The organism is Mesorhizobium sp. M2D.F.Ca.ET.226.01.1.1, from assembly GCF_004022705.2.
In the GTDB taxonomy this organism is placed as follows: domain Bacteria; phylum Pseudomonadota; class Alphaproteobacteria; order Rhizobiales; family Rhizobiaceae; genus Mesorhizobium.
In genome coordinates this window covers 194,546-216,754 of sequence record NZ_RZOY02000005.1, presented here as the reverse complement: position 1 = coordinate 216,754, position 22,209 = coordinate 194,546, and the positions used below count along the sequence as shown (strand labels likewise).

Sequence of the window (22,209 nt, the reverse complement as noted above, 5' to 3'; positions counted from 1 at the left end):
GAGGCGGCGACCGGCGATGGCCGACCATAAATACCTTTCCATTCGCGGGGCGCGCGAACACAATCTCAAGAACGTCGATCTCGACCTGCCGCGCGACAGCCTGATCGTCATGACTGGACTGTCAGGATCCGGCAAGTCGTCGCTCGCTTTCGACACCATCTATGCCGAGGGCCAGCGCCGCTATGTCGAGAGCCTGTCGGCCTATGCCCGCCAGTTCCTGGAGATGATGCAGAAGCCGGACGTCGACCAGATCGACGGCCTGTCGCCCGCCATCTCGATCGAGCAGAAGACCACCTCGCGCAACCCGCGCTCGACGGTCGGCACCGTCACGGAAATCTACGACTACATGCGCCTGCTCTTCGCGCGTGTCGGCATCCCCTATTCGCCGGCCACCGGCCTGCCGATCGAGAGCCAGACGGTCAGCCAGATGGTCGACCGCGTGCTGGCGCTGGACGAAGGCACCCGCCTGTTCCTGCTGGCGCCGATCGTGCGCGGCCGCAAGGGCGAATACCGCAAGGAACTGCTGGAGCTGCAGAAGAAGGGTTTCCAGCGCGTCAAGGTCGACGGCACCTTCTACGAGATCGCCGACGTGCCGGCGCTGGACAAGAAGTACAAGCACGACATCGACGTCGTCGTCGACCGCATCGTCGTGCGCGGCGATCTGGCGACCAGGCTTGCGGACTCGATGGAGACCGCGCTGAAGCTCGCCGATGGCCTCGCGGTGGCCGAGTTCGCCGACCGGCCGCTCGACGCCAGCCTGACCGGCGAGGACTCGGTCAACAAGTCGAAGAACGAGACGCATGAGCGCATCCTGTTCTCGGAAAAGTTTGCTTGCCCGGTGTCCGGCTTCACCATTCCCGAGATCGAGCCCAGGCTGTTCTCCTTCAACAACCCGTTCGGCGCCTGCCCGACCTGCGATGGTCTCGGCAGCCAGCGCGCCATCGATCCCAACCTCGTCGTGCCGGACGAGAATGTATCGCTGCGCGACGGCGCCATCAGCCCGTGGGCGAAATCGACCTCGCCCTATTACGCGCAGACGCTGGAAGCGTTGGGCAAAGCCTATGGCTTCAAGCTCGGCGACAAGTTCAGGGATCTGAGCGCCGAGGCGAAAGAAGCCGTGCTGCACGGCACCGGCGAGCGCGAGATCACCTTCCAGTATGATGACGGCCTGCGTTCCTATAAGACCACCAAGACCTTCGAGGGCGTGATCCCCAATCTCGACCGGCGCTGGAAGGAAACGGAATCAGCCTGGATGCGCGAGGAGATCGAGCGCTTCATGTCGGCCACACCCTGCCCCGCCTGCAACGGCTATCGCCTAAAGCCGGAGGCGCTGGCCGTGAAGATCGGCGGCAAGCACATCGGCGAAGTGACCGAGCTGTCGATCCGCAAGGCCGATCAGTGGTTCACCGATCTGCCGGCGCAGTTGAACGAGAAGCAGAACGAGATTGCGGTGCGCGTGCTTAAGGAGATCCGCGAGCGGCTGCGCTTCCTGAACGATGTCGGCCTCGACTATCTGACATTGTCGCGCAACTCCGGCACGCTGTCGGGCGGCGAAAGCCAGCGCATTCGTCTCGCCTCGCAGATCGGCTCAGGCCTCACCGGAGTGCTCTATGTGCTGGACGAGCCGTCGATCGGCCTGCACCAGCGCGACAATGCGCGCCTGCTCGACACGCTCAAGCACCTGCGCGACATCGGCAATACCGTGATCGTCGTCGAGCATGACGAGGACGCCATCCTGCATGCCGACTACGTCGTCGACATCGGTCCGGCTGCCGGCATCCATGGCGGCCAGATCATCGCCCAGGGCACGCCGCAGCAGATCATGGCGACGCCCGCCTCGATCACCGGCAAGTACCTGTCGGGCGAATTGGAAGTGGCGACGCCGTCCGCGCGGCGCGAGGCAAAGAAGAACCGGCGCATCAAGGTGGTCGGCGCGCGCGGCAACAATCTGAAGAACGTCACGGCGGAAATCCCGCTCGGCACTTTCACTGCGGTCACCGGCGTGTCGGGCGGCGGCAAGTCGACCTTCCTGATCGAGACGCTGTTCAAGGCGGCCTCGCGCCGCATCATGGGTTCGCGCGAGCATCCGGCCGAGCATGACCGCATCGAAGGGCTGGAGTTCCTCGACAAGGTCATCGACATCGACCAGTCGCCGATTGGCCGCACGCCGCGTTCCAACCCGGCGACCTATACCGGCGCCTTCACGCCGATCCGCGACTGGTTCGCCGGCTTGCCGGAAGCCAAGGCGCGCGGCTACCAGCCGGGCCGTTTCTCCTTCAACGTCAAGGGTGGCCGCTGCGAGGCCTGCCAGGGCGACGGCGTGATCAAGATCGAGATGCACTTCCTGCCCGACGTCTACGTCACCTGCGACGTCTGCCACGGCAAGCGCTACAACCGCGAGACGCTCGACGTTCTGTTCAAGGGCAAGTCGATCGCCGACGTGCTCGACATGACGGTCGAGGAAGGCGTCGAGTTCTTCTCGGCGGTGCCCGGCGTGCGCGACAAGCTGGAGACGCTGAAGCAGGTTGGGCTGGGCTATATCCATATCGGCCAGCAGGCGACGACGCTTTCGGGCGGCGAGGCGCAGCGCATCAAGCTCGCCAAGGAACTGTCGCGCAAGGCGACGGGCAAGACGCTCTACATCCTCGACGAGCCGACCACCGGCCTGCACTTCCACGACGTCGCCAAGCTGCTCGAGGTGCTGCACGAGCTGGTTGACCAGGGCAACACGGTGGTGGTCATCGAGCACAACCTCGAGGTGATCAAGACTGCAGATTGGGTGCTCGACCTCGGCCCCGAAGGCGGCGACGGCGGCGGCGAGCTCGTCGCCTCCGGCACCCCGGAAGCCATCGTACGCGAAAAGCGCAGCTACACCGGCCAGTTCCTGAAAGAGCTTCTGGAGCGCCGCCCCGGGGGCAAGCGCGAAGCGGCGGAGTGATGGCAGGGAGGGGCCTGATCTCCATTGAAAGCCGCTTCGGCGTGGGTGAAACCATCGACCGGCTGGTCGAGACCGTCACCGGCGCCGGATTGCGCGTCTTCGCACGGATCGACCATGCCGCCGGCGCGCAGGAAGTCGGTGCCGCGCTTCGTCCGACAGAATTGCTGATCTTCGGTCACCCGAAGGGCGGCACGCCACTGATGCAGGACCGGCAGCTTGCGGGCATCGACCTGCCGATCAAGGCGTTGGCCTGGGAAGACGAGCAAGGCAAGGTCTGGCTGTCCTATAACGATGCGCGTTGGCTGGCGGATCGTCACGATCTTGGCGAGGCAAGTCGCGATGCCGTCACGGCGATCGCGGCGGGTATGGAGAAGGTCGTTTCGGCGGCCACCGGGACAAGTTTGTCAGGAGCGTAAGCCTGCCGATGGCCAACAACGTCTTTCGATTTTACACGGACGATCCGGAGTTCGTTTTTGACCATTTGCGCAAGCGCTGGCGCGAAGCAGTCTTGCGCTGGGATGGCCGCAGGGTCGGCGCGAGCAACATCTGGCTGATGGTGATCGTGCTGGACGGCAGTGATGCAGTCACCGCCTTTCAAAGCTGGCTGAGAGAACATGGCAAGGTTGGCGACTTGGTGATCCGCAACTGGCTCTTTGGGCGGATTATGACCGTCCCTAACACGATCCTCGTCCGGAAAAGGCGACGGATCCTTGGTTGGCTCCGACCGCGCGCCTCGCTAGCAGGAAGCTTGCCATGAAGCCCAGAATCGCCCGCCCCGACGATCTCTGCGCCATTGTCGCTGTAACCACGACGGCCTATGACCCCTACACCGCCCTGCTCGGCGCGCCGCCGATCCCTGTGACCGAGGACTACAAGCCGCGCATCGAGCGCGGCGAGATCTGGCTTCTGGAAGAAGGCGCCGAACTGGCAGGGCTGATTGTCCTCGAACGGCATCCCGACCACGCGCTGATCTTCAGCGTCGCCGTCGCGCCGGCTTTCCAGGGCAGAAAACTCGGTATCAAATTGCTCGATTTCGCCGAGGATCAAGCGCGATCATGGGGCGTGCCGGAGGTTCGGCTCTACACCAATTCGCGCATGGAGCGGAACATCGCGCTCTATGCGGCCTACGGTTTTCGCGAAACGGGTCGCCGCGCCAATCCGTACCGGCCAGGATGGGTCCTGGTCGACATGGCCAAGCCGGTCAGCAAAGCGGCCTGACCACATCTTGAAACGCGGAGGAGGAAGACAATGAGCCAAGGAACGATCCGCTCGGGCATGGGCGGCTGGACTTTCGAGCCCTGGGACACTTCCTTCTATCCGGAGAAACTCGCCAAGGCCAAGCAGCTGCATTACGCCAGCCGCCAGGTGCCGACTATCGAGATCAACGGCACCTATTATTCGAGCTTCAAGGAACCGACCTTCGTGAAATGGGCCAATGACGTGCCGGACGGTTTCGTCTTTTCGCTCAAGGGCAACCGCTTCGTCACCAACCGCCGGGTGCTCGGCGAGGCCGGCGAATCGATTATGCGCTTCCTCGGCTCCGGCATCGCCGCGCTCGGCGAGAAGCTCGGCCCGATCCTGTGGCAGTTCGCGCCGACCAAGAAATTCGACGCCGACGATTTCGAGGCCTTCCTCAAACTTCTGCCCGAGAAGCAGGACGGCGTTGCCTTGCGCCACGCGCTGGAGGTACGCCACGACAGCTTCATCGTGCCGGAATTCCCCGCATTGGCGCGTAAATACAACGCCGCGATCGTCTATGCCGACCACGCCAAATATCCGGCGATCGCCGACGTCACCGGCGACTTCGTCTATGCGCGATTGCAGACCGGTAGCGACGACAATCCCGACTGCTACACGCCGAAAGGCCTGGACGAATGGGCGGCACGCGCGAAGACCTGGGCGGAGGGCACGCAGCCCGCCGACCTGCCGCGTGCCGATCCCAAGACCGATGCGCCGATCAAGCCGCGCGACGTGTTCGCCTACTTCATCACCGAAGGCAAGGTGCGCGCGCCGTTCGGCGCCATGGCGCTGATGAAGCGGGTGACAGCCTAGAGCTGCGGACCTCCGCAGCGGCCGTAGTTCAAACGCCAGAGTTTTGTTCGGCGCGCCACGCGACGCCAATCGGCCGTCGGCTTGTCGGAACCTGCCGGCCGTCTTGACCGTTCTGTCCCAGCCGCCGACCGTAGGAGACCGCTGCGAAGTCGCAACAGGTGCCGAAGGTTGGAACGGAACGCAGCCACCTCGCAAAACGCTTGCCAAGTCCCGCAGCGTCGGAAAGGAGCGAGGAAAGATGATCGTCATCCTCGGTGCCTTGCTTACCATTGCAGGCGTCGTGTACATGGCAGGCGCCACTCTGAGGCGCGGACGACTGAGCGATCCAGCACCTCGTCCGGCGCCGAACCTGGCAACATCGGGCCCGACATTGGAGCCACGGCGGCGCGGGCTCGGTTTCCTCGGCCTGTCGCAGAATTGGCCGGGTCTGGTGATGATGGCGATGGGCTTTATCCTGCTATTGTCGGTAATGATCCTATAACGCAGGAATCCTCGCATCTTCGCGCCTATCGTAACGTAATCGATACTTCCATGCTGCACTAATGCACCTACGCCAGGTTGCAGAAGCCCGGCGCCGGCAAGGACGCGTGCATGCTGCTCGACTACAACTCATTGCTTCTGGCCGTCGGCTTCTCCGCCGCTTGCCTCAGCCTCACGCTGTTTGGAACCTGGCTGGCCGCACGTTCCGACAGGTTCCTTTTGACCTGGGCGATCAGCGTGCTGGCCGTGGTGGTCGAAGTCTTTGTCTATGACGCCTATATCAAAGCACCTGGAAACGCCCTCGGCGTGCTGACGCTGGCGCTGCTTCTGTTCGGCTTCTCGGTCATGCTGGGCGCCGCCCATCAATACAGGACGAGACGCTCGCCGGTGCCGCTGATCGCGCTTGGCGCCGGCTGCTCCTTTGCGCTGGCGCTGCCGCCGATGGCGCTCGGCTATGACGGACTGGGCTTCATGCTGGAGAACGCCCTGGCCGCGCTGCTGCTGTTCGGCACCGCGTACGAATATTGGCGCGGCCGCGCAGAGGCGCCCGTCCATCTCATCGGCGTGGCGCTGCTCTACTCGCTGACTGCCGTATCCTTCGTGCTATGCGCGGCGGTGCTGGCATGGGACGGCAAAATGGTCCTCGGTCACGCGCCGAGCAACTGGGCCGAGGATCTGAGCCTCGTCATCGTCATCGCCTCGATGACCGGTATCGGCGCATTGTCACTGGCGCTGAACCAGGGGCGGCTCGCCCGCCATCATCAGCGCGAAGCCCAGACCGATGCGCTTACCGGACTGCTCAACCGCCGCGCGCTGTTCGACCTGCACGGCAGGACACCCGTCGGCGCCTTCACCGCGGTTGTGGTGTTCGACCTCGACGGCTTCAAGGCGATCAACGACCAGTTTGGCCACGCCGCCGGCGACGAGGTGCTGAAGGCCTTTGCCGAAGTGCTGTCAAGCAGCCTGCGCCCGAACGACTCCGTCGCCCGCATGGGCGGCGAGGAATTCGCCATGGTGTTGAAGCGCAGCTTGCCCGAGACGGCCGAGGCCACGGCCGAAAGCGTCAGGACGACGTTCGCCGCGCGCACAGTTGAGACCGAGACCGGGACGTTGCGCTGCACGGTGAGCGCCGGCTTCGCCTTCGGCAGCAGCGAAGGCATGAGCTTCGACAAGGTGCTCAGCGCCGCCGACAAGGCGCTCTATGCCGCCAAGCGCGGCGGCCGCAACCGCGTTCTGGACTTCCGCCGCGCCGGTTGAATTTCACCGCCGCATGCAAACTCTCAATGGTGTGCGATCACGTCGTTGAAGGTATCGAGATCGACGTAGAAAACCTTGGTGATTTCATCGAGGAGATGCTCCTCGTCATAGCCTTGCGACATCAGGATGTTGATCGCGGTCATGATGTCGACGCGCTCTGTGAGGCGCCGCTTCTGATAGTCCTCGACAAAACGTTCCATCGCCGTCCCCTGGCAAGATTCTTCTTGGACGCATTGACCGACAATCACTGCGGGGGAAGCTAAGCAGGCTTGCTTGCGTGGAACTTGCGGGCGATGTCCGCGCGCCTTCCCCCCTTATTGGCGACTGGTACGGAAAGCGGCCGACTCACCAAGGCCAAGAAAAGACTAGCACGAGGTATTGAGCGCGCCAGAGCGCTCAACAACTTCGTCATCCTTGGGCGCAGCGACACGAAGCGGAGCGAAGACCCCAGGATCCATTCCGTTACTTCCGAGCGTCACTGACGGTGCAGAATTTGGAATGACGCCGCACAAAGAAACTATTCTGTAGCGCAGCACTCTTCGGCCAACGTCACGGAACGAATGGTCTTCGCTCCTTGCTTCGCCCAAGGATGACGACGACGCGGTTAGACTGTCAGGAATTTCCTCACATCCGCCCGATCGAGATCCTCAGCCGGCCCCGTATGCACGATCTGGCCGCGATCCATGATGTTGACCTCGTCGGCAAGCTCGCGGCAGAAGTCGAGATACTGCTCGACCAAAAGCACGGCGATCCCGGCCTGGTCGCGCAGGTAGCGGATGGCGCGGCCGATATCCTTGATGATCGAAGGCTGGATGCCTTCAGTCGGCTCGTCGAGCACCAGGAGCTTCGGCCGCATCACCAGCGCGCGGCCGATGGCGAGTTGCTGCTGCTGCCCGCCGGAAAGGTCGCCGCCGCGGCGGCCGAGCATTTGCTTCAGGACCGGAAACAGCTCGAAAACATGCGCTGGTACATTACGGTCCGCGCGCCTGAGCGGCGCGAAGCCGGATTCCAGATTCTCGCGCACCGTCAGCAGCGGGAACACCTCCCGGCCCTGCGGCACGAATGCGATGCCCGACCGGGCGCGATCATACGCCGCGCTCCGGTCGAGCGCCTTCCCCTCGAAGGCAACGCTTCCGCTCGTCAGCCGGTGATGGCCGACGATCGATCTCATCAAACTGGTCTTGCCGACGCCGTTGCGGCCGAGCACGCAGGTGATCTTGCCTGCGCCTGCCTTCAGCGACACGCCGCGCAGCGCCTGGGCGGCGCCATAGTGAAGCGTGGCATTGGAGACTTCGAGCATGATCAGCCCCTTCTCCAGCGCTTCAGGAACGCGAAATCGAAACGGTAGAACGGAACCCGCCAGACCATGCTCACCGTCCCAGATACACTTCGACGACGCGCTCATCCGCCGAGACGAAATCGAGCGTGCCTTCGGACAGCACCGAGCCCTCATGCAGGCAGGTGACCTTGACGCCGAGCTCGCGCACGAAATGCATATCGTGCTCGACGACGACCACCGAATGATCGCGGGCGATGTCCTTGAGCAGGCGCGCTGTCTCCTCGGTCTCGGCGTCGGTCATGCCTGCGACCGGCTCGTCGACGAGCAAGAGTTTCGGGTCCTGCGCGAGCAGCATGCCGATCTCCAGCCATTGCTTCTGGCCGTGGCTGAGATTGGCGGCGAGCTCGTCCCGCTTGTCGCCCAGACGGATGATGCCGAGGATGTCGTCGATGCGCCGCGTCTCCGCTGGCGAGCGGCGATGAAACAGCGCCGGGAGGATCGAGCGCGGCCCCTTCAGCGCCAGCATGAGGTTGTCTTCGACGCTGTGGCTCTCGAAGACGGTCGGCTTCTGGAATTTTCTGCCGATACCCATCATGGCGATCTCGGCCTCGTCGTGGCGGGTGAGATCCACCTGGCCGTCGAAGAACACCTCGCCCTCGTCCGGCCGTGTCTTGCCGGTGACGATGTCCATCATCGTCGTCTTGCCGGCGCCGTTGGGTCCGATGATCGCCCGCATCTCGCCCTTGTCCAGCACCAGTGACAGATTGTTGATGGCGCGAAAGCCGTCGAAGGAGACCGACACGCCGTCGAGATAAAGGATTGTGTTCGACTTGCTCATGCTCGCTCACTCCGCCGGCTGCGGTTCGGTGCTGGTGGCCGACCAGGCACCCGGCGTCCTTGCCGCCGAGCGAACGATCTTCGGCTCCGGCGCCTCTGGATCGGCGCCGGTTTCGGCGGCAAGCGAGGCCGCGCGCAGCGCCTTTGCCCTGCCGCGCCAACTGTCCCACATGCCGACGATGCCTTTGGGCAGCAACAGCGTGACGGCGACGAACAGACCGCCCAGCGCGAACAGCCAGAATTCCGGCAGCACGCCGGTGAACCAGGATTTGCCGGCATTGACGAGCAGCGCGCCGATGATCGGCCCGACGATGGTGCCGCGCCCGCCGACCGCGGTCCAGATCACCACCTCGATCGAGTTGGCCGGATCGAATTCGCCAGGGTTGATGATGCCGACCTGCGGCACGTAGAGCGCGCCGGCAATGCCGGCCATGACCGCAGAGACAGTGAAGGCGAAGAGCTTCACGTTCTCCGCCCGCCAGCCGAGGAAACGGGTACGGCTCTCGGCATCGCGCACAGCCATCAGCAGCTTGCCGTATTTGGAGCGCACGATCGCCGCGGTGACGAAGACGGCAAGCGCAAGCGTCACGGCGCTGGCGGTAAACAGCGCCGAACGCGTCGCGTCGGCCTGGACGTTGAAGCCGAGTATGTCCTTGAAATCGGTCAGGCCGTTATTGCCGCCGAACCCCATGTCGTTGCGGAAGAAGGCAAGCAGCAGCGCATAGGTCATCGCCTGGGTGATGATCGACAGATAGACGCCGGTGACGCGGCTGCGGAAGGCGAACCAGCCGAAGACGAAAGCGAGCAGGCCGGGCACGGCCAGCACCATCAGCGCCGCGAACCAGAAATGGTCGAAACCGTACCAGAACCAGGGTAGCTCCTTGTAGTTCAGGAACACCATGAAGTCGGGCAGGATCGGATTGCCGTAGACGCCGCGCGAGCCGATCTGGCGCATTAGATACATGCCCATCGCATAGCCGCCGAGCGCGAAGAAGGCGCCGTGGCCGAGCGAAAGGATGCCGCAATAGCCCCACACCAGGTCGAGCGCGAGCGCCAGCAGCGCGTAGCAGAGATATTTGCCCGTCAGCGCCACGATATAAGGCGGGATGTAGAAGGCGCTTCGCGGCGAGACCGCGAGGTTGAGCAGCGGCACGATGACGGCAGCCGCGAGCAACATGAAGATGGCGATCGCGATGCGGTGGTCGGCGCCGAAGAAGCGTTGCGTGATCATGCCTCCACCGCCCTGCCCTTGAGCGCGAACAGGCCGCGCGGGCGCTTTTGGATGAACAGGATGATCAGCACCAGGACGACGATCTTGCCCAGCACGGCGCCGGCATAGGGCTCGAGGAACTTGTTGACGATGCCGAGCGAGAAGGCGCCGACCAGCGTGCCCCACAAATTGCCGACGCCGCCGAAGACAACGACCATGAAACTGTCGATGATGTAGCCGCGGCCTAGATTGGGCGAGACATTATCGATCTGGCTGAGCGCCACACCGGCGATCCCGGCGATGCCCGAGCCCAGCGCGAAGGTCAGCGCGTCGACCCATGGCGTCTTGATGCCCATCGAAGCTGCCATGCGGCGGTTGGCGGTGACGGCGCGCATCTGCAGCCCCCAAGGCGTGCGCTTCATGACGTAGAGCAGCACGCCGAACACGAGCAGCGCGAACACCAGGATCCAAAGCCGGTTCCAGGTGATGGCCAGTTGTCCGATACCGAACGAGCCCGACATCCAGGACGGATTGCCCACCTCCTGGTTGGTCGGCCCGAAGATGGTGCGCACGGCCTGCTGCAGGATCAGCGAGACGCCCCAGGTGGCCAGAAGCGTCTCCAGCGGCCGCCCATATAGGAAGCGGATGATGCCGCGTTCGATGGCAAGTCCGACCAGCGCCGCAACCAGAAAAGCGAGCGGCAGCGCGATGACCAGCGACCAGTCGAACAGGCCGGGGAACGAGGCGCGGATCACCTGCTGGACGACGAAAGTGGTGTAGGCGCCGAGCATCACCATCTCGCCATGGGCCATGTTGATGACGCCCATCACGCCGAAGGTGATGGCAAGCCCGATCGCTGCCAGCAGCAGCACAGATCCGAGCGAGATGCCGTACCAGATGTTCTGGCCGGCATCCCACAGGGCAAGCGTCGAATTGATACTCGCGATTGCGGCCGTCGCCGCTTCCTTGACTGCTCCGGAGGCGTTGGCCTCAACGGAGGTGAGGAGCGAGAGCGCGTCGCGGTCGCCGCGCGCCCCGATCAAGGCGATTGCGGCGAGCTTGTCCGCATCGGGCTTGTCCGAAACCAGTATGGAAGCAGCACGCGCCTGCTCCAGCAAAGCCTTGACGCTCGCCACGGCTTCACCGGCGATCGCTGCGTCGAGCGGCTCGATGTTGGCCGCATCAGGTGTCTTGAACATAGTGTCGGCGGCGGCGATGCGGACAGTCGGGTCCTTGGAACCAAGCGTCAGCGTGCCCAATGCATCGCGGATGGTGCGGCGCAAGGTGTTGTTGACGCCGATCTGGGTTAAGTCATCTGCGGAAGCCTCGCCCGCCGCCTCGCCGCTCAGCGGGTCGAAAAGCTGGATGCTGTCGCTCCCTTCCTTGCCGACAAACACCATCGAGTCGGCGGCGCGAATGTAAAGATTGCCTTCCGCCAATGCAGCAAGCGGCCGTTCGACAGCCGGATCGCCTGTGGCTGTCAACTCGCGAACGATAACTCCAGTCTCGGAAAAGTCCGCAGCTGTCGCGAATTTGGCGATGATGGCACGCAGATCGGCTTCCGCAGCGCCCGAGGACGACAGCGTCGTCAGCAGGAACAAAAGCGTGAGGCCAATCGCACGGAAGATCTTCATCGGTCTTTGATGAGCCTTGAGGGTTTAATGGACGTCCGGACGGTGGAGGAAACCGTCCGGACGCGCGCAGTCTTAGGCATGGACCTGAGGGTCCAGCCCGGGAAGGATCAGTTGGTGCCCTTGCCGCCGCACTTGCCGGTTTTGACATTGAAGTTGCCGCAGCTGAGCGGCGCGCGCCAATCGGAAATCAGGTCCTTGGAATCTGGCAGGTAGTCGGACCATTCGTCGCCCATCACCAGGCCGGGCGTCTTCGAGACCGTCTGGAACTGGCCATTGGCCTGGATTTCACCGATCAGCACCGGCTTCGTAATGTGGTGGTTCGGCATCATCGTCGAATAGCCGCCGGTCAGGTTCGGCACCGAAACGCCGACCATCGCGTCGATGACCTTGTCCGGATCGGTGGTGCCGGCCTTTTCGACCGCCTTCACCCACATGTTGAAGCCGATATAGTGAGCTTCCATCGGGTCGTTGGTGGTGCGCTTGTTGTTCTTGATGAACTTGTGCCAGTCGGCGATGAACTTCTTGTTCTCGGGCGTGTTGACGCTCTCGAAATAGTTCCAGGCGGCGAGATGGCCGACCAGCGGCTTGGTGTCGAGACCGGCGAGCTCTTCCTCGCCAACGGAGAAGGCCATGACCGGGATGTCCTCGGCCTTGATGCCCTGGTTGCCGAGTTCCTTGTAGAACGGCACGTTGGCGTCACCGTTGACGGTCGAGACGACAGCGGTCTTCTTGCCGGCCGAGCCGAACTTCTTGATCGCCGAAACTTCGGTCTGCCAGTCGGAGAAGCCGAACGGCGTGTAGTTGATCATGATGTCCTCGGCCGGCACGCCCTTGGACTTCAGATAGGCTTCGAGGATCTTGTTTGTGGTGCGCGGATAGACGTAGTCGGTGCCTTCCAGCACCCAACGCTTCACCGAGCCGCCATCCTTGCTCATCAGATAGTCGACGGCAGGGATGGCCTGCTGGTTCGGAGCCGCACCGGTGTAGAACACGTTGCGCTCGCTTTCCTCGCCCTCATATTGGACGGGATAGAACAGGATGTTATCGAGCTCGGAGAACACTGGCAGCACCGATTTGCGCGACACCGAGGTCCAGCAGCCGAACACAGCCGCGACCTTGTCCTTCGAAATCAGCTCGCGCGCCTTTTCGGCGAACAGCGGCCAATTGGACGCCGGATCGACGACGACGGCCTCGAGCTTCTTGCCGAGCAGACCGCCCTTCGCATTCTGCTCCTCGATCAGCATCAGCATGGCGTCTTTCAGCGTCGTCTCCGAAATCGCCATGGTCCCCGACAGCGAATGGAGGATGCCGACCTTGATCGTGTCTTCAGCCGCCCTGGCGGAAGCCGATGCCAGCAGGCCGGCCGCGACGACGCCGGCGGACAGAATTTTTGTTATTTTCGCGAAGTTACCCCTCATATGACACACTCCCAAGCTGGTTGTTTTGCACCGCAACGTAACTGTGCAAGCGACGTGCCAGACGGAAATTGGTCAAGAAAAATTTCGGAATAATTCAATAATTACAGGCGCTTATATGAGCATTCGCAAATTTTGACCGCTGCTGCACTGCGACAGGATTGAGAAAAGTTTACGCAGCCCTGCCTAGATTTTGCCCAAATGATGAAAGTGCCTAAACTTTCATCTGAATTGAACGCGACCTCGATCGGCCCTGTTGCGGCCCGCACGCTAAATGCGGCAAGGTCGCCGCGCAAATGAGAGACACTATGGCCTCACGCTTCATCCTGAGTTTCCTGCTTCTGCTTACCACCGCCGGCGGCGCGCGCGCCGATTTCACCGACGGCAAGCTGCCCGACGGCGCTTATCACTGCGAGGTCTATCTGCTGGGACTGTTCCTCGACCTCGGCGTCATCACCATCAAGGGCAGCCTCTACAGCGGCCCGGATACCTTCGGCGCCGCGCCGCAGGCCTACAACTACCAGATGAACGCCAATGGCGAGATCGCCTGGCTTGGTCCGCTCGGCGGCTACACCAGCGGCGGCAATTCGATCTCGATGACCCAGGCGACGCTGGATGACCCGAGCGGCCCCTCCTTCGATATCATCATGAAGCAGCAGAACGGCGCCTTCACGGCCTCGACCTGCACCAAGAAATAGCTGTCGGCGGATAGCGGACGCGCGGGCCCGGGCAGTGACCCGAAATAGCGCTCTCCATGTCATCCCAATGTTGCCGAAGTGCCTTAGGCACCGTGATCTCCTCAAGAGCGCCCACCGCCCGGCTCCGAGCAGCAGGCTGCGCTGAAGCGGGAGGCCGCCTAACTCCCTGCCGCGACTTCGAGCGCCAGCCGGGCCATGTCGGTGAAAAGCGCCTGGCGTTCCGAATAGTCGGTCTCCTCGTCGGTGACGATATGATCGACGACGGTGAGCAGCGAAAGAGCGCGCGCGCCGAAATGCGCCGATATACGGTAGAGCGCGCTGGTCTCCATATCGACCGCCAGCGCTCCGAGCGCCCTTGGCTCGTCGAACCGCGCTCGGCCATCGGGATGGTGGAACACGTCGCTGCAGATCGTCAGCCCAGCGCTGCAGGCGATGCCGAGATCGGCCGCGCGTTGCAGCGCCAGCGCATGGAGCGCCCGGTCCGGTCCCGCCGGCCGGTAAAGTCCAAATACCTGCCCGCTGGTTGCGCCCTCGGCCCGCACCTCGCTGGAGATCACGATGCCGCGCAGCGGCGCGTCCTCCGATAAGCCGCCGCAAGTGCCGGTGCGGATCAGCGTTTTCACGCCATGATAGTCGAGCAACTCATGGGCATAGATCAGGAAGGACGAAGCGCCGATGCCGGTCGCCTGGATGCTGACCGGCTTGCCACGAAACCGGCCGGTGAAGCCCAGCGCGCCCCTTCGACGGTTCACGCAGCGTGGTGCATCGAGAAAGGTCTCCGCCATCCATCGTGCGCGCTCGGGGTCACCCGGCAACAGCACCGTTTCGGCATAATCACCCTTGCCCGCCTCGATATGCGGCGTCACGCGCTACCACCCCATGATAGACCTATCCAGTTGCCATCATGGCAGGGCCGCCGCAATGTGCAAGCAGTAGCTGTTTTACAAGCAATTCCAGGAAATTGCGTCAAAAACAAAAGAATAGAGCGATTCTCAGTGAACGACGAACCGCCCTACGATTCCAGCACGTCCTTGACGATCGTCGCCAGTTGCTTGAGGGAGAACGGTTTCGGCAGGAAGCCGAAATGCGCGTCGGCCGGCAGGTTCTTGGCAAAGGCGTCCTCGGCATAGCCCGAAACGAACACGAACTTGATGTCCGGCTGGCGCTTGCGCAGCTCGCCGAGCAATGTCGGCCCGTCCATCTCGGGCATCACTACGTCGGACACTACGATATCGACCTTGCCGCCGAGCGCCTCGAAGACTTCCAGCGCCTCGACGCCCGACGACGCCTCGTGGACGGTGTAGCCGCGCGAGGTCAGCGCCCTAACGCCGCCCATGCGCACGGCGTCTTCGTCCTCGACCAGAAGCACGGTGGCCGAGCCGGAAAGATCTTTCGCCGTATCGGTCGGCTTGGCCGGAACCGTCGCCGCGGTCGCCGGGGCTTCGCCAGGCTCGGCCTGCTTCTTCGCCTCGGCGATGTGACGCGGCAGGAAGATGCGGAACACCGTGCCCTTGCCGACTTCGGAGTCGCAGAAGATGAAGCCGCCGGTCTGCTTGATGATGCCATAGACCATAGACAGACCGAGGCCGGTGCCCTTGCCCACTTCCTTGGTCGTGAAGAAGGGCTCGAAAATCTTCTTCAGCACGTCGGGCGCGATGCCGCTGCCGGTGTCCTCGACGTCGACCAGCACGTAATCCGCCGGCGTCAACTCGCGATAGGCGAAGGATTTGCACTCGTCGGCGGTGACGTTGCGGGTGCGCACCGTGAGATCGCCACCGCTCGGCATGGCGTCGCGCGCATTGACGGCGAGATTGACCACCACCTGCTCGAACTGGCCGATATCGACCTTGACCGGCCACAGGTCGCGGCCGTGGTCGATCTTCAGCTTGATGTCGTTGCCGACCAGGCGGGCAAGCAGCATCCTGAGATCGGCCAGGACATCGGTCAGGTTGAGCACTTCCGGCCGCAGCGTCTGCTTGCGCGAGAAGGCCAGCAACTGCCGCACCAGCGACGCTGCCCGGTTGGCGTTCTGCTTGATGTTCATGATGTCGGGGAAGGACGGATCCGACGGGCGGTGGTTGGTCAACAGAAGATCCGACGCCATGATGATGGCGGTCAGCACATTGTTGAAGTCATGCGCGATGCCGCCGGCGAGTTGGCCGACCGCCTGCATCTTCTGGCTCTGCGCCATCTGGCCCTCGAGCGCCTTCTGCTCGGTGGTCTCGACCGCGTAGACGATCGCCGATTCCTCGGCGCCTTCGCCGCCGGCGCTGTCGGCGACGGCGTTGACGTAGAAGCGGATATGGCGCTCCTCATTGCCGGGCAGCACGGAGTCGATCGGCTCGATATTGGCCTGCCGCTGCCGGGCCTTTTCGAAGGCTGCCGCGAAACCCGGCCGGTCGCGTTCGTGGACGATGGTCTCGAACCGCACCCGCCGGTCGACGGCGTCGCGGTCGACCACGGACGAAAACAGCTGCAGGAACGGCGCATTGGTGCGCAGGATGCGCCCGTTCGCATCGACGCCGGCAATCGCCATCGGCGTCGAATTGAAGAAGCGGGTGAAGCGGACCTCGGAAGCCCTGAGTTCCGCGGAGGCGTCCTCGCCCTGGGTGCGGTTGAGCACGATCGTGCGGGTCGGACCGTTCACGCCTTCGCGGCTTGCCGAAACCCGGTGCATGAAGCGCACCGGCAGCGCCTGGCCGCTCATGGTGGTGAGGTCGAGATCGATGACGGCGTTGCGCGTGGTGCCGGGATCGGCCTTGACCGAGCGGACCAGCGCCATGCCGTCGCCGGCGATGATTTCCGGCAGCGTGATAGCGCCCGGCGTGAAACTGGCAAGATCGATGCCCAGCCACTCGGCAAGGGTGGCGTTGATATAGGTGACGCGGCCTTCCTGGTCGGCCGAAAAGAATCCAGCCGGCGCGTGGTCGAGATGGTCGATGGCCTTCTGCAGGTCGAGGAAGAAGCGCTCCTGCTCGGCTCGTTCCTGCGAAATGTCGGCGAGCTGCCACGCCAGCATCGGCAGCCTTTGCCCGGGCATGCTGAAGGCGCGGGCACGCGCCCGATACCAGCGCGCGCCGGGTTCGACGCCCGGCTTGATCGACTGCGCCAGCCGGAACTCGCCGTCGCCGGCCTGGCCGTCGCGCAGGCCCGACGCAAGCCGATAGATCGTCATCGACGCCTCGGGAACATCCGACAGCAGCCCTTCGACCGTTTTGAGATCGGCGGCCGAGGCGGCACCCGTCATGTCGGCATAGGCGCGGTTGGCATAGACGACGCGACCCTTGGTGTCGGTGACCAAAAGCCCCTGCGACATTGAGTCGACGAAGGCTTTCGACAATTCGTCGCCGGTCGAGCGTGGCGCAATCTGCACGAAGCCGATCGCTGTCGCGAACAGAAAGCCGACGCCGATCATGGCAAGCACGCCGAGCATGCCGAGCAGGAAAGGATCGCCGAGCCGCTCGCGGAACAGTCCGAAGACGATCGCGGCGCCGGTCAGCACGACGATGAAGACGATGAGCCTGGTGACGGCGCCCGGACGCGTGTTCTGGTCGACGATCGGTACCGGATAGAAATCGCCGCGCGCTTCCTTGGCCATGTTCCCCCTGCTCATGATTCCGGTGTCCGATGGGCGCGGACGGCCGGTTGAATCACATTCTCCTGTAGCGGAAAAGGCCCCGGCGGCAAATGTCCGATAAAATCAACGATTCATGTTTCAAACTGTTCACGATGGGTGATGTGAACTTGCGGCGGGCGGCCACCGCGGTCTAGTGTCGCCTCACCTCAAGAGGCGATTGGGTGCACCGATGCTGCAGTGGCTGGATAGCGTGGCGGGTCCGGGTTATGTCGCTGCAATCCTGTGGACGTTTGCAGCCCTCATTTTGCTTGTCGTCGTCCTACTGGTCATCAAGGTGGTGCGCAACCTGACCTTCGGCACGTTCGTGGCCGGCGGCAGGAACCGCAAGACGCGCCTTGCGGTCATGGACGCCACCGCCGTCGACAGTCATCGCAGGCTTGTTCTGGTGCGCCGCGACGACATCGAGCACCTGATCCTGATCGGCGGACCGACCGATGTCGTGGTCGAACGCGATATCAGGCTGGCCGCGCCGCGCCGGCCCGCGCTGACCGGCGACAGCGGCCAGCAGCAGGTCGCGCAGCGCCCGCGCGCCCCGCAACCGGTACCCGCGCCCGCACCTGCGCCCGCCAGGTCGACACCGCCGTCCACCGCCCAGCCGGCCGCCGCCGCGCGTCCACGCGCGCCGGCGCCCGCTCCCGCGCCGAAGCCGGCGGCGCCGAGCCAGCCGACGGCCAAGGTCATGCCGCTGCCGAGCTACGGAGCGACGAACGGCAGTACCAGGTATCCGCCGCCGCCCTCGAACGATTCCATCGACGACACGCTGATGCACGAACTCGAGACCTCTCTCGACGATCAGCATTCCCAGCCGCCGGCGGCAAACAAGCCAGCGGCCAAGCCTTCGCTCGACGACGAGATGACCAGGCTTCTGGGCGAACTGGGCAGCCACAAGCGCTGACCCAACGGCAACTGCCGGCGGGTCAGCTATTCTCCACGCTTGACGTCGAAAAACAAAAATGGCCGGAAATCCGGCCATTTCGATGCTCTTTGCCCTGTCCAGCTCGCGTCAGTCGTCGCGGTAGACCTTCTCGCGGCGCTCGTGACGCTCCTGCGCCTCGATCGATAGCGTTGCGATCGGGCGCGCATCAAGCCGCTTCAGCGCGATCGGCTCTCCGGTTTCCTCGCAATAGCCGTAGGTGCCTTCGTCGATGCGCTGGAGCGCGGAGTCGATTTTCGAGATGAGCTTGCGCTGGCGGTCGCGGGCGCGCAATTCGATGGCGCGGTCGGTTTCTGAGGAGGCGCGATCGGCAAGGTCGGGGTGGTTGGCGTTTTCCTGCTGCAGGATTTCGAGGGTTTCGCGCGCTTCGCGGAGAATGTCGTTCTTCCAAGTGATTAGCTTCTGGCGGAAGTACGATTTTTGCCGTTCATTCATGAACGGCTCGTCTTCGGAGGGTACGTAATCGGCGGTAACGATGTCGTTCATTCGACTCACCCAACAACCCCAAATTTGGCGCCTATATATTCGGGGACCGAAGGCTACACAAGCGCTATCGGCGAGAGTTTCACGCAATTGTTAGTCTCGCATCGGCAACCTGCGCGACAACGTTGTTTCAACGCCAGAAAACGAATTCGCACATGATTCGTTGCAGTTGCTGCCGCCGGCCATTGTGCATGACGTGGTTCTGGTGACTAATCGCGCTTTCATCATGGGGGTCCGATTGAGTAGGCTTTACCTGTTGAGGCATGCCAAAGCCGGCTGGGCAATGCCCGGCGTGCGCGATTTCGACCGCCCGCTCGACGAATCGGGCATGGCCGACGCCGAAGCGATCGGAGAAGCCATGCGGGTCCGCAGTTACGTGCCGGACGTGACCCTCTGCTCGAACGCAAAACGGGCCAGGCAGACGCTGGAAGGCCTGGCGGGGCGCACCGACACCGGCCGGGTCCTGTTCTTCGACACGCTCTATAGCGAGGATGCGGCCGGCTATCTCGACATCATTCGCAGGAATGGCGGCGCCGACTCCCTTCTGGTCATCGGCCACAATCCCATGACCGAAGACCTGGCCATGGCGGTATCTGGTGATGGCGAGGAGCCGGCGCGCGGCATGATGAACCATGGTTTTCCGACCTCCGGCCTCGCCGTGGTGCGCTTTCCCGGCAACCTCGCCGAGGCAGCGCAAGGCAACGGCTATCTCGAAGCCTTTCTCACGCCCGCCGACCTCTGAGACCATTTCAAAAACCCGGCCCGACGCTTATATCGGGCGCTGACGCGCAACCAGAGGCCCGATTTGGCATCATCGCTGACCACCTTCACGGATGAAGCAAGGATTGCGCTCGACACGTTGTCGGGCCGCGCCGCCGGGCTCTTCTCCCCATCATTGCGTCTAGGCGTCACCGGCCTGTCCCGCGCCGGCAAGACGGTGTTCATCTCCGCCCTCGTCCACAACCTCGTCCATGGCGGACGCCTGCCGCTGTTCGAGGCGCAGAAATCCGGCCGCATCGCCCGCGCCTTCCTCGAGGAGCAGCCGGACGATGCCGTTCCGCGTTTCCAGTACGAGGACCATGTCGCGGCTTTGGTGAACGACCGCGTCTGGCCGGACTCCACGCGCGCCATCTCAGAACTGCGGCTCACCATCGAATATGAGTCAGCTTCCGGCTGGAACCGGCTGTTCTCAGCCGGAAAGCTATCCGTGGATATCGTGGACTATCCCGGCGAATGGCTGCTCGACCTGCCGCTGCTCGGCAAATCCTTCGCCGATTTTTCGCGCGAGGCGGTCGAGCTGGCCGCCCTGCCCGTCCGCTCCGAACTGTCGCAGGCCTGGCGAGAGCTGGCCTCCACCGTCAATCCCGAGACGGACGGCGACGAGATGACGGCACGGCGGCTGGCCGAGAGCTTTGCCGCCTATCTCAAGGCCTGTAAGCTCGACGAGCGGGCGCTGTCGACGCTGCCGCCCGGCCGCTTCCTGATGCCGGGCGACCTCGAAGGCTCGCCGGCCCTCACCTTCGCGCCGCTGATGATGCTGTCGCAAGGCCGGCCGCGCTCCGGATCACTGCAGGCGATGATGGAGCGCCGCTACGAGGCCTATAAGACGCATGTCGTCAAACCGTTCTTTCGCGAGCACATCACCCGCCTCGACCGGCAGATCGTGCTGATCGACGCCATGCAGGCGCTCAATGCCGGCCCGGCTGCCATGGCCGATCTGGAGCGCGCCGTCACCGAGATCCTGGCCTGCTTCCGGCCCGGACGGGGCAATTTCCTCACCGACTTCTTCTCGCGCCGCATCGACCGCATCCTGGTGGCCGCGACCAAGGCGGACCATCTGCACCATGAAAGCCATGACCGGCTGCAGGCGATCGTGCGCCGGCTGACCGACCGCGCCGTTGCCCGGGCAAATTTCAGCGGCGCCGCTGTCGATGTCGTTGCCATGGCCGCGGTTCGCTCGACCCGCGAAGGTACGGTGAAGCAGGGTCGCGAGACGCTGCCGGTGATCATCGGCACCCCGCTGAAGGGCGAGACGATCAACGGCGAGACGTTCGACGGAAAGGCCGAAACCGCCATATTCCCGGGCGATTTGCCGGAAAAGGTCGATGCCGTGTTCGACGTGTGCGTGTCGCAGCCGGACGCCGCCGAGCCGGCGATCCGCTTCGTGCGGTTCCGCCCGCCGAAGCTGGAACGCACCGCCGAAGGCGTCACGCTGTCCTTGCCGCATATCCGGCTCGACCGCGCGCTGCAGTTCCTGATCGGAGATCATCTGGCATGACCGCGCCTCGCAAACCGGCGGCCTTTCGCATCGAGCCCGAGATGGAATCGAGGCCGCAACGCCGCGTCGCCGAGGATCAGCCCGCGCGTAAGCCGCGCGCCGCGCGAACCGATATGGCGGTCGTCATCCCCTCGGAGGTCGACGTCTTCGACGAACCGGACATCGAGGCCGCGGTCCCGCCGCCGGCGACGGCGCCGAGAAAGCGCTCGCTGCTGGCCCGGCTGTTTTTCGGCGCCCTTAGCGTGCTCCTCTCACTGGCGGTCGGCCTCTGGGCCGACCAGTTGATCCGTGACCTGTTCGCGCGCGCCGAATGGCTCGGCTGGCTGGCGGCCGGCATGGCGGCGATCGCGCTGCTCTCGCTGCTCGTCATCCTCATCCGCGAATTCCTTGCCATCGCCCGCCTTGCCGAAGTCGAAAAGATGCAGAAGCGCGCCCTGGATGCCGTGGCGCGCGACGATCCCAAGGCAGCGCGCGCCCTCGTCGACGAGCTCTCGGCCTTCGTCGCCGCAACACCCGAGACCGCCGCCGGCCGGCGTTCGCTCGCCGAGCTGCGCGGCGAGATCATCGACGGCGCCAATCTGGTGCGGCTGGCCGAGACCGAGATCCTGTCGCCTCTCGATGCGCGCGCAAAAATCATGATTCTGGAGGCCGCCAAGCGCGTCTCCCTCATCACGGCCATCAGCCCCCGCGCGCTGGTCGACATTGCCTATGTCGTATTTGAGGCCGGGCGACTGATCCGCCGGCTCTCCGAGCTTTATGGTGGCCGTCCCGGCACGCTCGGCTTCTTCCGGCTGGCGCGCGGCGTGCTCGCGCACCTGGCGGTAACCGGCTCGATCGCAGTCGGCGACAGTTTCGTGCAGCAGATCGTCGGCCATGGGCTTGCCGCGAAACTCTCGGCAAAGCTCGGCGAAGGCGTCGTCAATGGCATGATGACGGCCCGCATCGGCATCGCCGCGATGGAAACCGCACGCCCGTTGCCGTTCATCGCCGTGAAGCGCCCAGGCCTCGGCGATTTCCTCTCGGCGCTGACGTCCTTCGCGGCAAAAAAGGACGATCAGGCGGACCGATAGGGTAAAC

21 protein-coding genes are annotated in these 22,209 nt (G+C 63.8%); 12 read left to right on the top strand and 9 right to left on the bottom strand.

The window, feature by feature from the left end:
- Positions 1–16 precede the first annotated feature (16 nt).
- From uvrA to EN869_RS13635, 7 genes are all read left to right on the top strand, one after another.
- The gene (gene uvrA / locus EN869_RS13665; RefSeq protein WP_127226191.1) at positions 17–2,938 is read left to right on the top strand and encodes an excinuclease ABC subunit UvrA; all 2,922 of its coding nucleotides are present in this window, start codon (positions 17–19) and stop codon (positions 2,936–2,938) included.
- Positions 2,938–3,354, top strand: a complete 417-nt coding sequence (locus tag EN869_RS13660; RefSeq protein ID WP_167498556.1) for a DUF302 domain-containing protein — start codon at positions 2,938–2,940, stop codon at positions 3,352–3,354. The genes uvrA and EN869_RS13660 overlap by 1 nt, the downstream gene beginning before the upstream one ends.
- Positions 3,355–3,362: 8 nt before the next feature.
- A complete protein-coding gene (locus tag EN869_RS13655) occupies positions 3,363–3,695 on the top strand; it encodes a hypothetical protein (RefSeq protein ID WP_127226187.1) in 333 nt (110 codons plus the stop codon).
- Positions 3,692–4,156, top strand: a complete 465-nt coding sequence (locus EN869_RS13650) for a GNAT family N-acetyltransferase (RefSeq protein WP_127226185.1) — start codon at positions 3,692–3,694, stop codon at positions 4,154–4,156. Before EN869_RS13655 ends, EN869_RS13650 begins: the two co-directional genes overlap by 4 nt.
- A 30-nt stretch (positions 4,157–4,186) precedes the next feature.
- Complete coding sequence (locus EN869_RS13645; protein WP_127226183.1) at positions 4,187–4,990, top strand: DUF72 domain-containing protein; 804 nt, start codon at positions 4,187–4,189, stop codon at positions 4,988–4,990.
- A gap of 238 nt (positions 4,991–5,228) precedes the next feature.
- Complete coding sequence (locus EN869_RS13640) at positions 5,229–5,471, top strand: hypothetical protein (RefSeq protein ID WP_127226182.1); 243 nt, start codon at positions 5,229–5,231, stop codon at positions 5,469–5,471.
- 110 nt (positions 5,472–5,581) lie between these two features.
- The gene (locus EN869_RS13635) at positions 5,582–6,727 is read left to right on the top strand and encodes a GGDEF domain-containing protein (protein WP_127226181.1); all 1,146 of its coding nucleotides are present in this window, start codon (positions 5,582–5,584) and stop codon (positions 6,725–6,727) included.
- Positions 6,728–6,750: 23 nt separating this feature from the next.
- On the opposite strand, the gene EN869_RS13630 is transcribed toward EN869_RS13635, so the two are convergent.
- From EN869_RS13630 to urtA, 6 genes are all read right to left on the bottom strand, one after another.
- Positions 6,751–6,927 carry a hypothetical protein gene (locus EN869_RS13630; RefSeq protein ID WP_127226180.1) on the bottom strand — a complete coding sequence of 59 codons (177 nt, stop codon included), beginning with the start codon at positions 6,925–6,927 and terminating at the stop codon, positions 6,751–6,753.
- Between the two features lie 404 nt (positions 6,928–7,331).
- Complete coding sequence (gene urtE, locus EN869_RS13625) at positions 7,332–8,027, bottom strand: urea ABC transporter ATP-binding subunit UrtE (RefSeq protein WP_127226179.1); 696 nt, start codon at positions 8,025–8,027, stop codon at positions 7,332–7,334.
- Positions 8,028–8,097: 70 nt separating this feature from the next.
- Positions 8,098–8,844, bottom strand: coding sequence for an urea ABC transporter ATP-binding protein UrtD (gene urtD, locus EN869_RS13620; protein ID WP_127394965.1), 747 nt, complete (start codon positions 8,842–8,844; stop codon positions 8,098–8,100).
- 6 nt (positions 8,845–8,850) lie between these two features.
- Positions 8,851–10,074: an urea ABC transporter permease subunit UrtC gene (urtC, locus tag EN869_RS13615; protein ID WP_127226177.1), complete on the bottom strand. Its 1,224-nt coding sequence runs from the start codon at positions 10,072–10,074 to the stop codon at positions 8,851–8,853.
- Positions 10,071–11,687: an urea ABC transporter permease subunit UrtB gene (gene urtB, locus EN869_RS13610; protein ID WP_127226176.1), complete on the bottom strand. Its 1,617-nt coding sequence runs from the start codon at positions 11,685–11,687 to the stop codon at positions 10,071–10,073. Before urtB ends, urtC begins: the two co-directional genes overlap by 4 nt.
- 107 nt (positions 11,688–11,794) lie before the next feature.
- Positions 11,795–13,105, bottom strand: a complete 1,311-nt coding sequence (gene urtA / locus EN869_RS13605) for an urea ABC transporter substrate-binding protein (protein WP_127226175.1) — start codon at positions 13,103–13,105, stop codon at positions 11,795–11,797.
- 305 nt (positions 13,106–13,410) lie between these two features.
- On the opposite strand from urtA, the gene EN869_RS13600 reads away from it, so the two are divergent.
- Positions 13,411–13,800, top strand: a complete 390-nt coding sequence (locus tag EN869_RS13600) for a hypothetical protein (RefSeq protein WP_127226174.1) — start codon at positions 13,411–13,413, stop codon at positions 13,798–13,800.
- 158 nt (positions 13,801–13,958) lie between these two features.
- Here EN869_RS13600 and EN869_RS13595 read toward each other — a convergent pair whose 3' ends face one another.
- Both EN869_RS13595 and EN869_RS13590 read right to left on the bottom strand, forming a co-directional pair.
- The gene (locus EN869_RS13595; protein WP_127226173.1) at positions 13,959–14,666 is read right to left on the bottom strand and encodes a purine-nucleoside phosphorylase; all 708 of its coding nucleotides are present in this window, start codon (positions 14,664–14,666) and stop codon (positions 13,959–13,961) included.
- A 146-nt stretch (positions 14,667–14,812) separates the two neighbouring features.
- Entirely contained in the window at positions 14,813–17,398 is a 2,586-nt protein-coding gene (locus EN869_RS13590) for a PAS domain-containing sensor histidine kinase (protein ID WP_127226553.1), read from the bottom strand.
- A 208-nt stretch (positions 17,399–17,606) separates the two neighbouring features.
- Here EN869_RS13590 and EN869_RS13585 point away from each other — a divergent pair, with 208 nt between their 5' ends.
- Positions 17,607–18,332 (top strand): flagellar biosynthetic protein FliO, encoded by a 726-nt coding sequence (locus EN869_RS13585; protein WP_167507033.1) that lies wholly within the window; start codon positions 17,607–17,609, stop codon positions 18,330–18,332.
- Between the two features lie 108 nt (positions 18,333–18,440).
- Here the strand turns inward: EN869_RS13585 and dksA are convergent, their stop codons facing one another.
- The gene (dksA, locus tag EN869_RS13580) at positions 18,441–18,857 is read right to left on the bottom strand and encodes an RNA polymerase-binding protein DksA (protein WP_040972254.1); all 417 of its coding nucleotides are present in this window, start codon (positions 18,855–18,857) and stop codon (positions 18,441–18,443) included.
- Between the two features lie 235 nt (positions 18,858–19,092).
- Here dksA and EN869_RS13575 point away from each other — a divergent pair, with 235 nt between their 5' ends.
- The 3 genes from EN869_RS13575 (at position 19,093) to EN869_RS13565 (ending at position 22,202) form a co-directional block, all read left to right on the top strand.
- Positions 19,093–19,596 carry a histidine phosphatase family protein gene (locus tag EN869_RS13575; RefSeq protein WP_127226172.1) on the top strand — a complete coding sequence of 168 codons (504 nt, stop codon included), beginning with the start codon at positions 19,093–19,095 and terminating at the stop codon, positions 19,594–19,596.
- A gap of 63 nt (positions 19,597–19,659) precedes the next feature.
- Positions 19,660–21,132: a YcjX family protein gene (locus EN869_RS13570; RefSeq protein WP_127226171.1), complete on the top strand. Its 1,473-nt coding sequence runs from the start codon at positions 19,660–19,662 to the stop codon at positions 21,130–21,132.
- On the top strand, positions 21,129–22,202 hold the full coding sequence (locus EN869_RS13565; protein ID WP_127226170.1) for a TIGR01620 family protein: 1,074 nt from the start codon (positions 21,129–21,131) through the stop codon (positions 22,200–22,202). Before EN869_RS13570 ends, EN869_RS13565 begins: the two co-directional genes overlap by 4 nt.
- Positions 22,203–22,209: the final 7 nt, after the last annotated feature.

Bases quoted from the DNA above. Each gene is read 5' to 3' on its own strand.
- dksA (WP_040972254.1), bottom strand. From the start codon at position 18,857: ATGAACGACATCGTTACCGCCGATTACGTACCCTCCGAAGACGAGCCG.
- urtC (WP_127226177.1), bottom strand. From the start codon at position 10,074: ATGATCACGCAACGCTTCTTCGGCGCCGACCACCGCATCGCGATCGCC.
- urtA (WP_127226175.1), bottom strand. From the start codon at position 13,105: ATGAGGGGTAACTTCGCGAAAATAACAAAAATTCTGTCCGCCGGCGTC.
- uvrA (WP_127226191.1), top strand. From the start codon at position 17: ATGGCCGACCATAAATACCTTTCCATTCGCGGGGCGCGCGAACACAAT.
- urtE (WP_127226179.1), bottom strand. From the start codon at position 8,027: ATGCTCGAAGTCTCCAATGCCACGCTTCACTATGGCGCCGCCCAGGCG.
- EN869_RS13650 (WP_127226185.1), top strand. From the start codon at position 3,692: ATGAAGCCCAGAATCGCCCGCCCCGACGATCTCTGCGCCATTGTCGCT.
- urtB (WP_127226176.1), bottom strand. From the start codon at position 11,687: ATGAAGATCTTCCGTGCGATTGGCCTCACGCTTTTGTTCCTGCTGACG.
- EN869_RS13630 (WP_127226180.1), bottom strand. From the start codon at position 6,927: ATGGAACGTTTTGTCGAGGACTATCAGAAGCGGCGCCTCACAGAGCGC.
- EN869_RS13600 (WP_127226174.1), top strand. From the start codon at position 13,411: ATGGCCTCACGCTTCATCCTGAGTTTCCTGCTTCTGCTTACCACCGCC.
- EN869_RS13585 (WP_167507033.1), top strand. From the start codon at position 17,607: ATGCTGCAGTGGCTGGATAGCGTGGCGGGTCCGGGTTATGTCGCTGCA.
- EN869_RS13660 (WP_167498556.1), top strand. From the start codon at position 2,938: ATGGCAGGGAGGGGCCTGATCTCCATTGAAAGCCGCTTCGGCGTGGGT.
- EN869_RS13565 (WP_127226170.1), top strand. From the start codon at position 21,129: ATGACCGCGCCTCGCAAACCGGCGGCCTTTCGCATCGAGCCCGAGATG.
- EN869_RS13640 (WP_127226182.1), top strand. From the start codon at position 5,229: ATGATCGTCATCCTCGGTGCCTTGCTTACCATTGCAGGCGTCGTGTAC.
- EN869_RS13590 (WP_127226553.1), bottom strand. From the start codon at position 17,398: ATGGCCAAGGAAGCGCGCGGCGATTTCTATCCGGTACCGATCGTCGAC.
- EN869_RS13645 (WP_127226183.1), top strand. From the start codon at position 4,187: ATGAGCCAAGGAACGATCCGCTCGGGCATGGGCGGCTGGACTTTCGAG.
- urtD (WP_127394965.1), bottom strand. From the start codon at position 8,844: ATGAGCAAGTCGAACACAATCCTTTATCTCGACGGCGTGTCGGTCTCC.
- EN869_RS13655 (WP_127226187.1), top strand. From the start codon at position 3,363: ATGGCCAACAACGTCTTTCGATTTTACACGGACGATCCGGAGTTCGTT.
- EN869_RS13635 (WP_127226181.1), top strand. From the start codon at position 5,582: ATGCTGCTCGACTACAACTCATTGCTTCTGGCCGTCGGCTTCTCCGCC.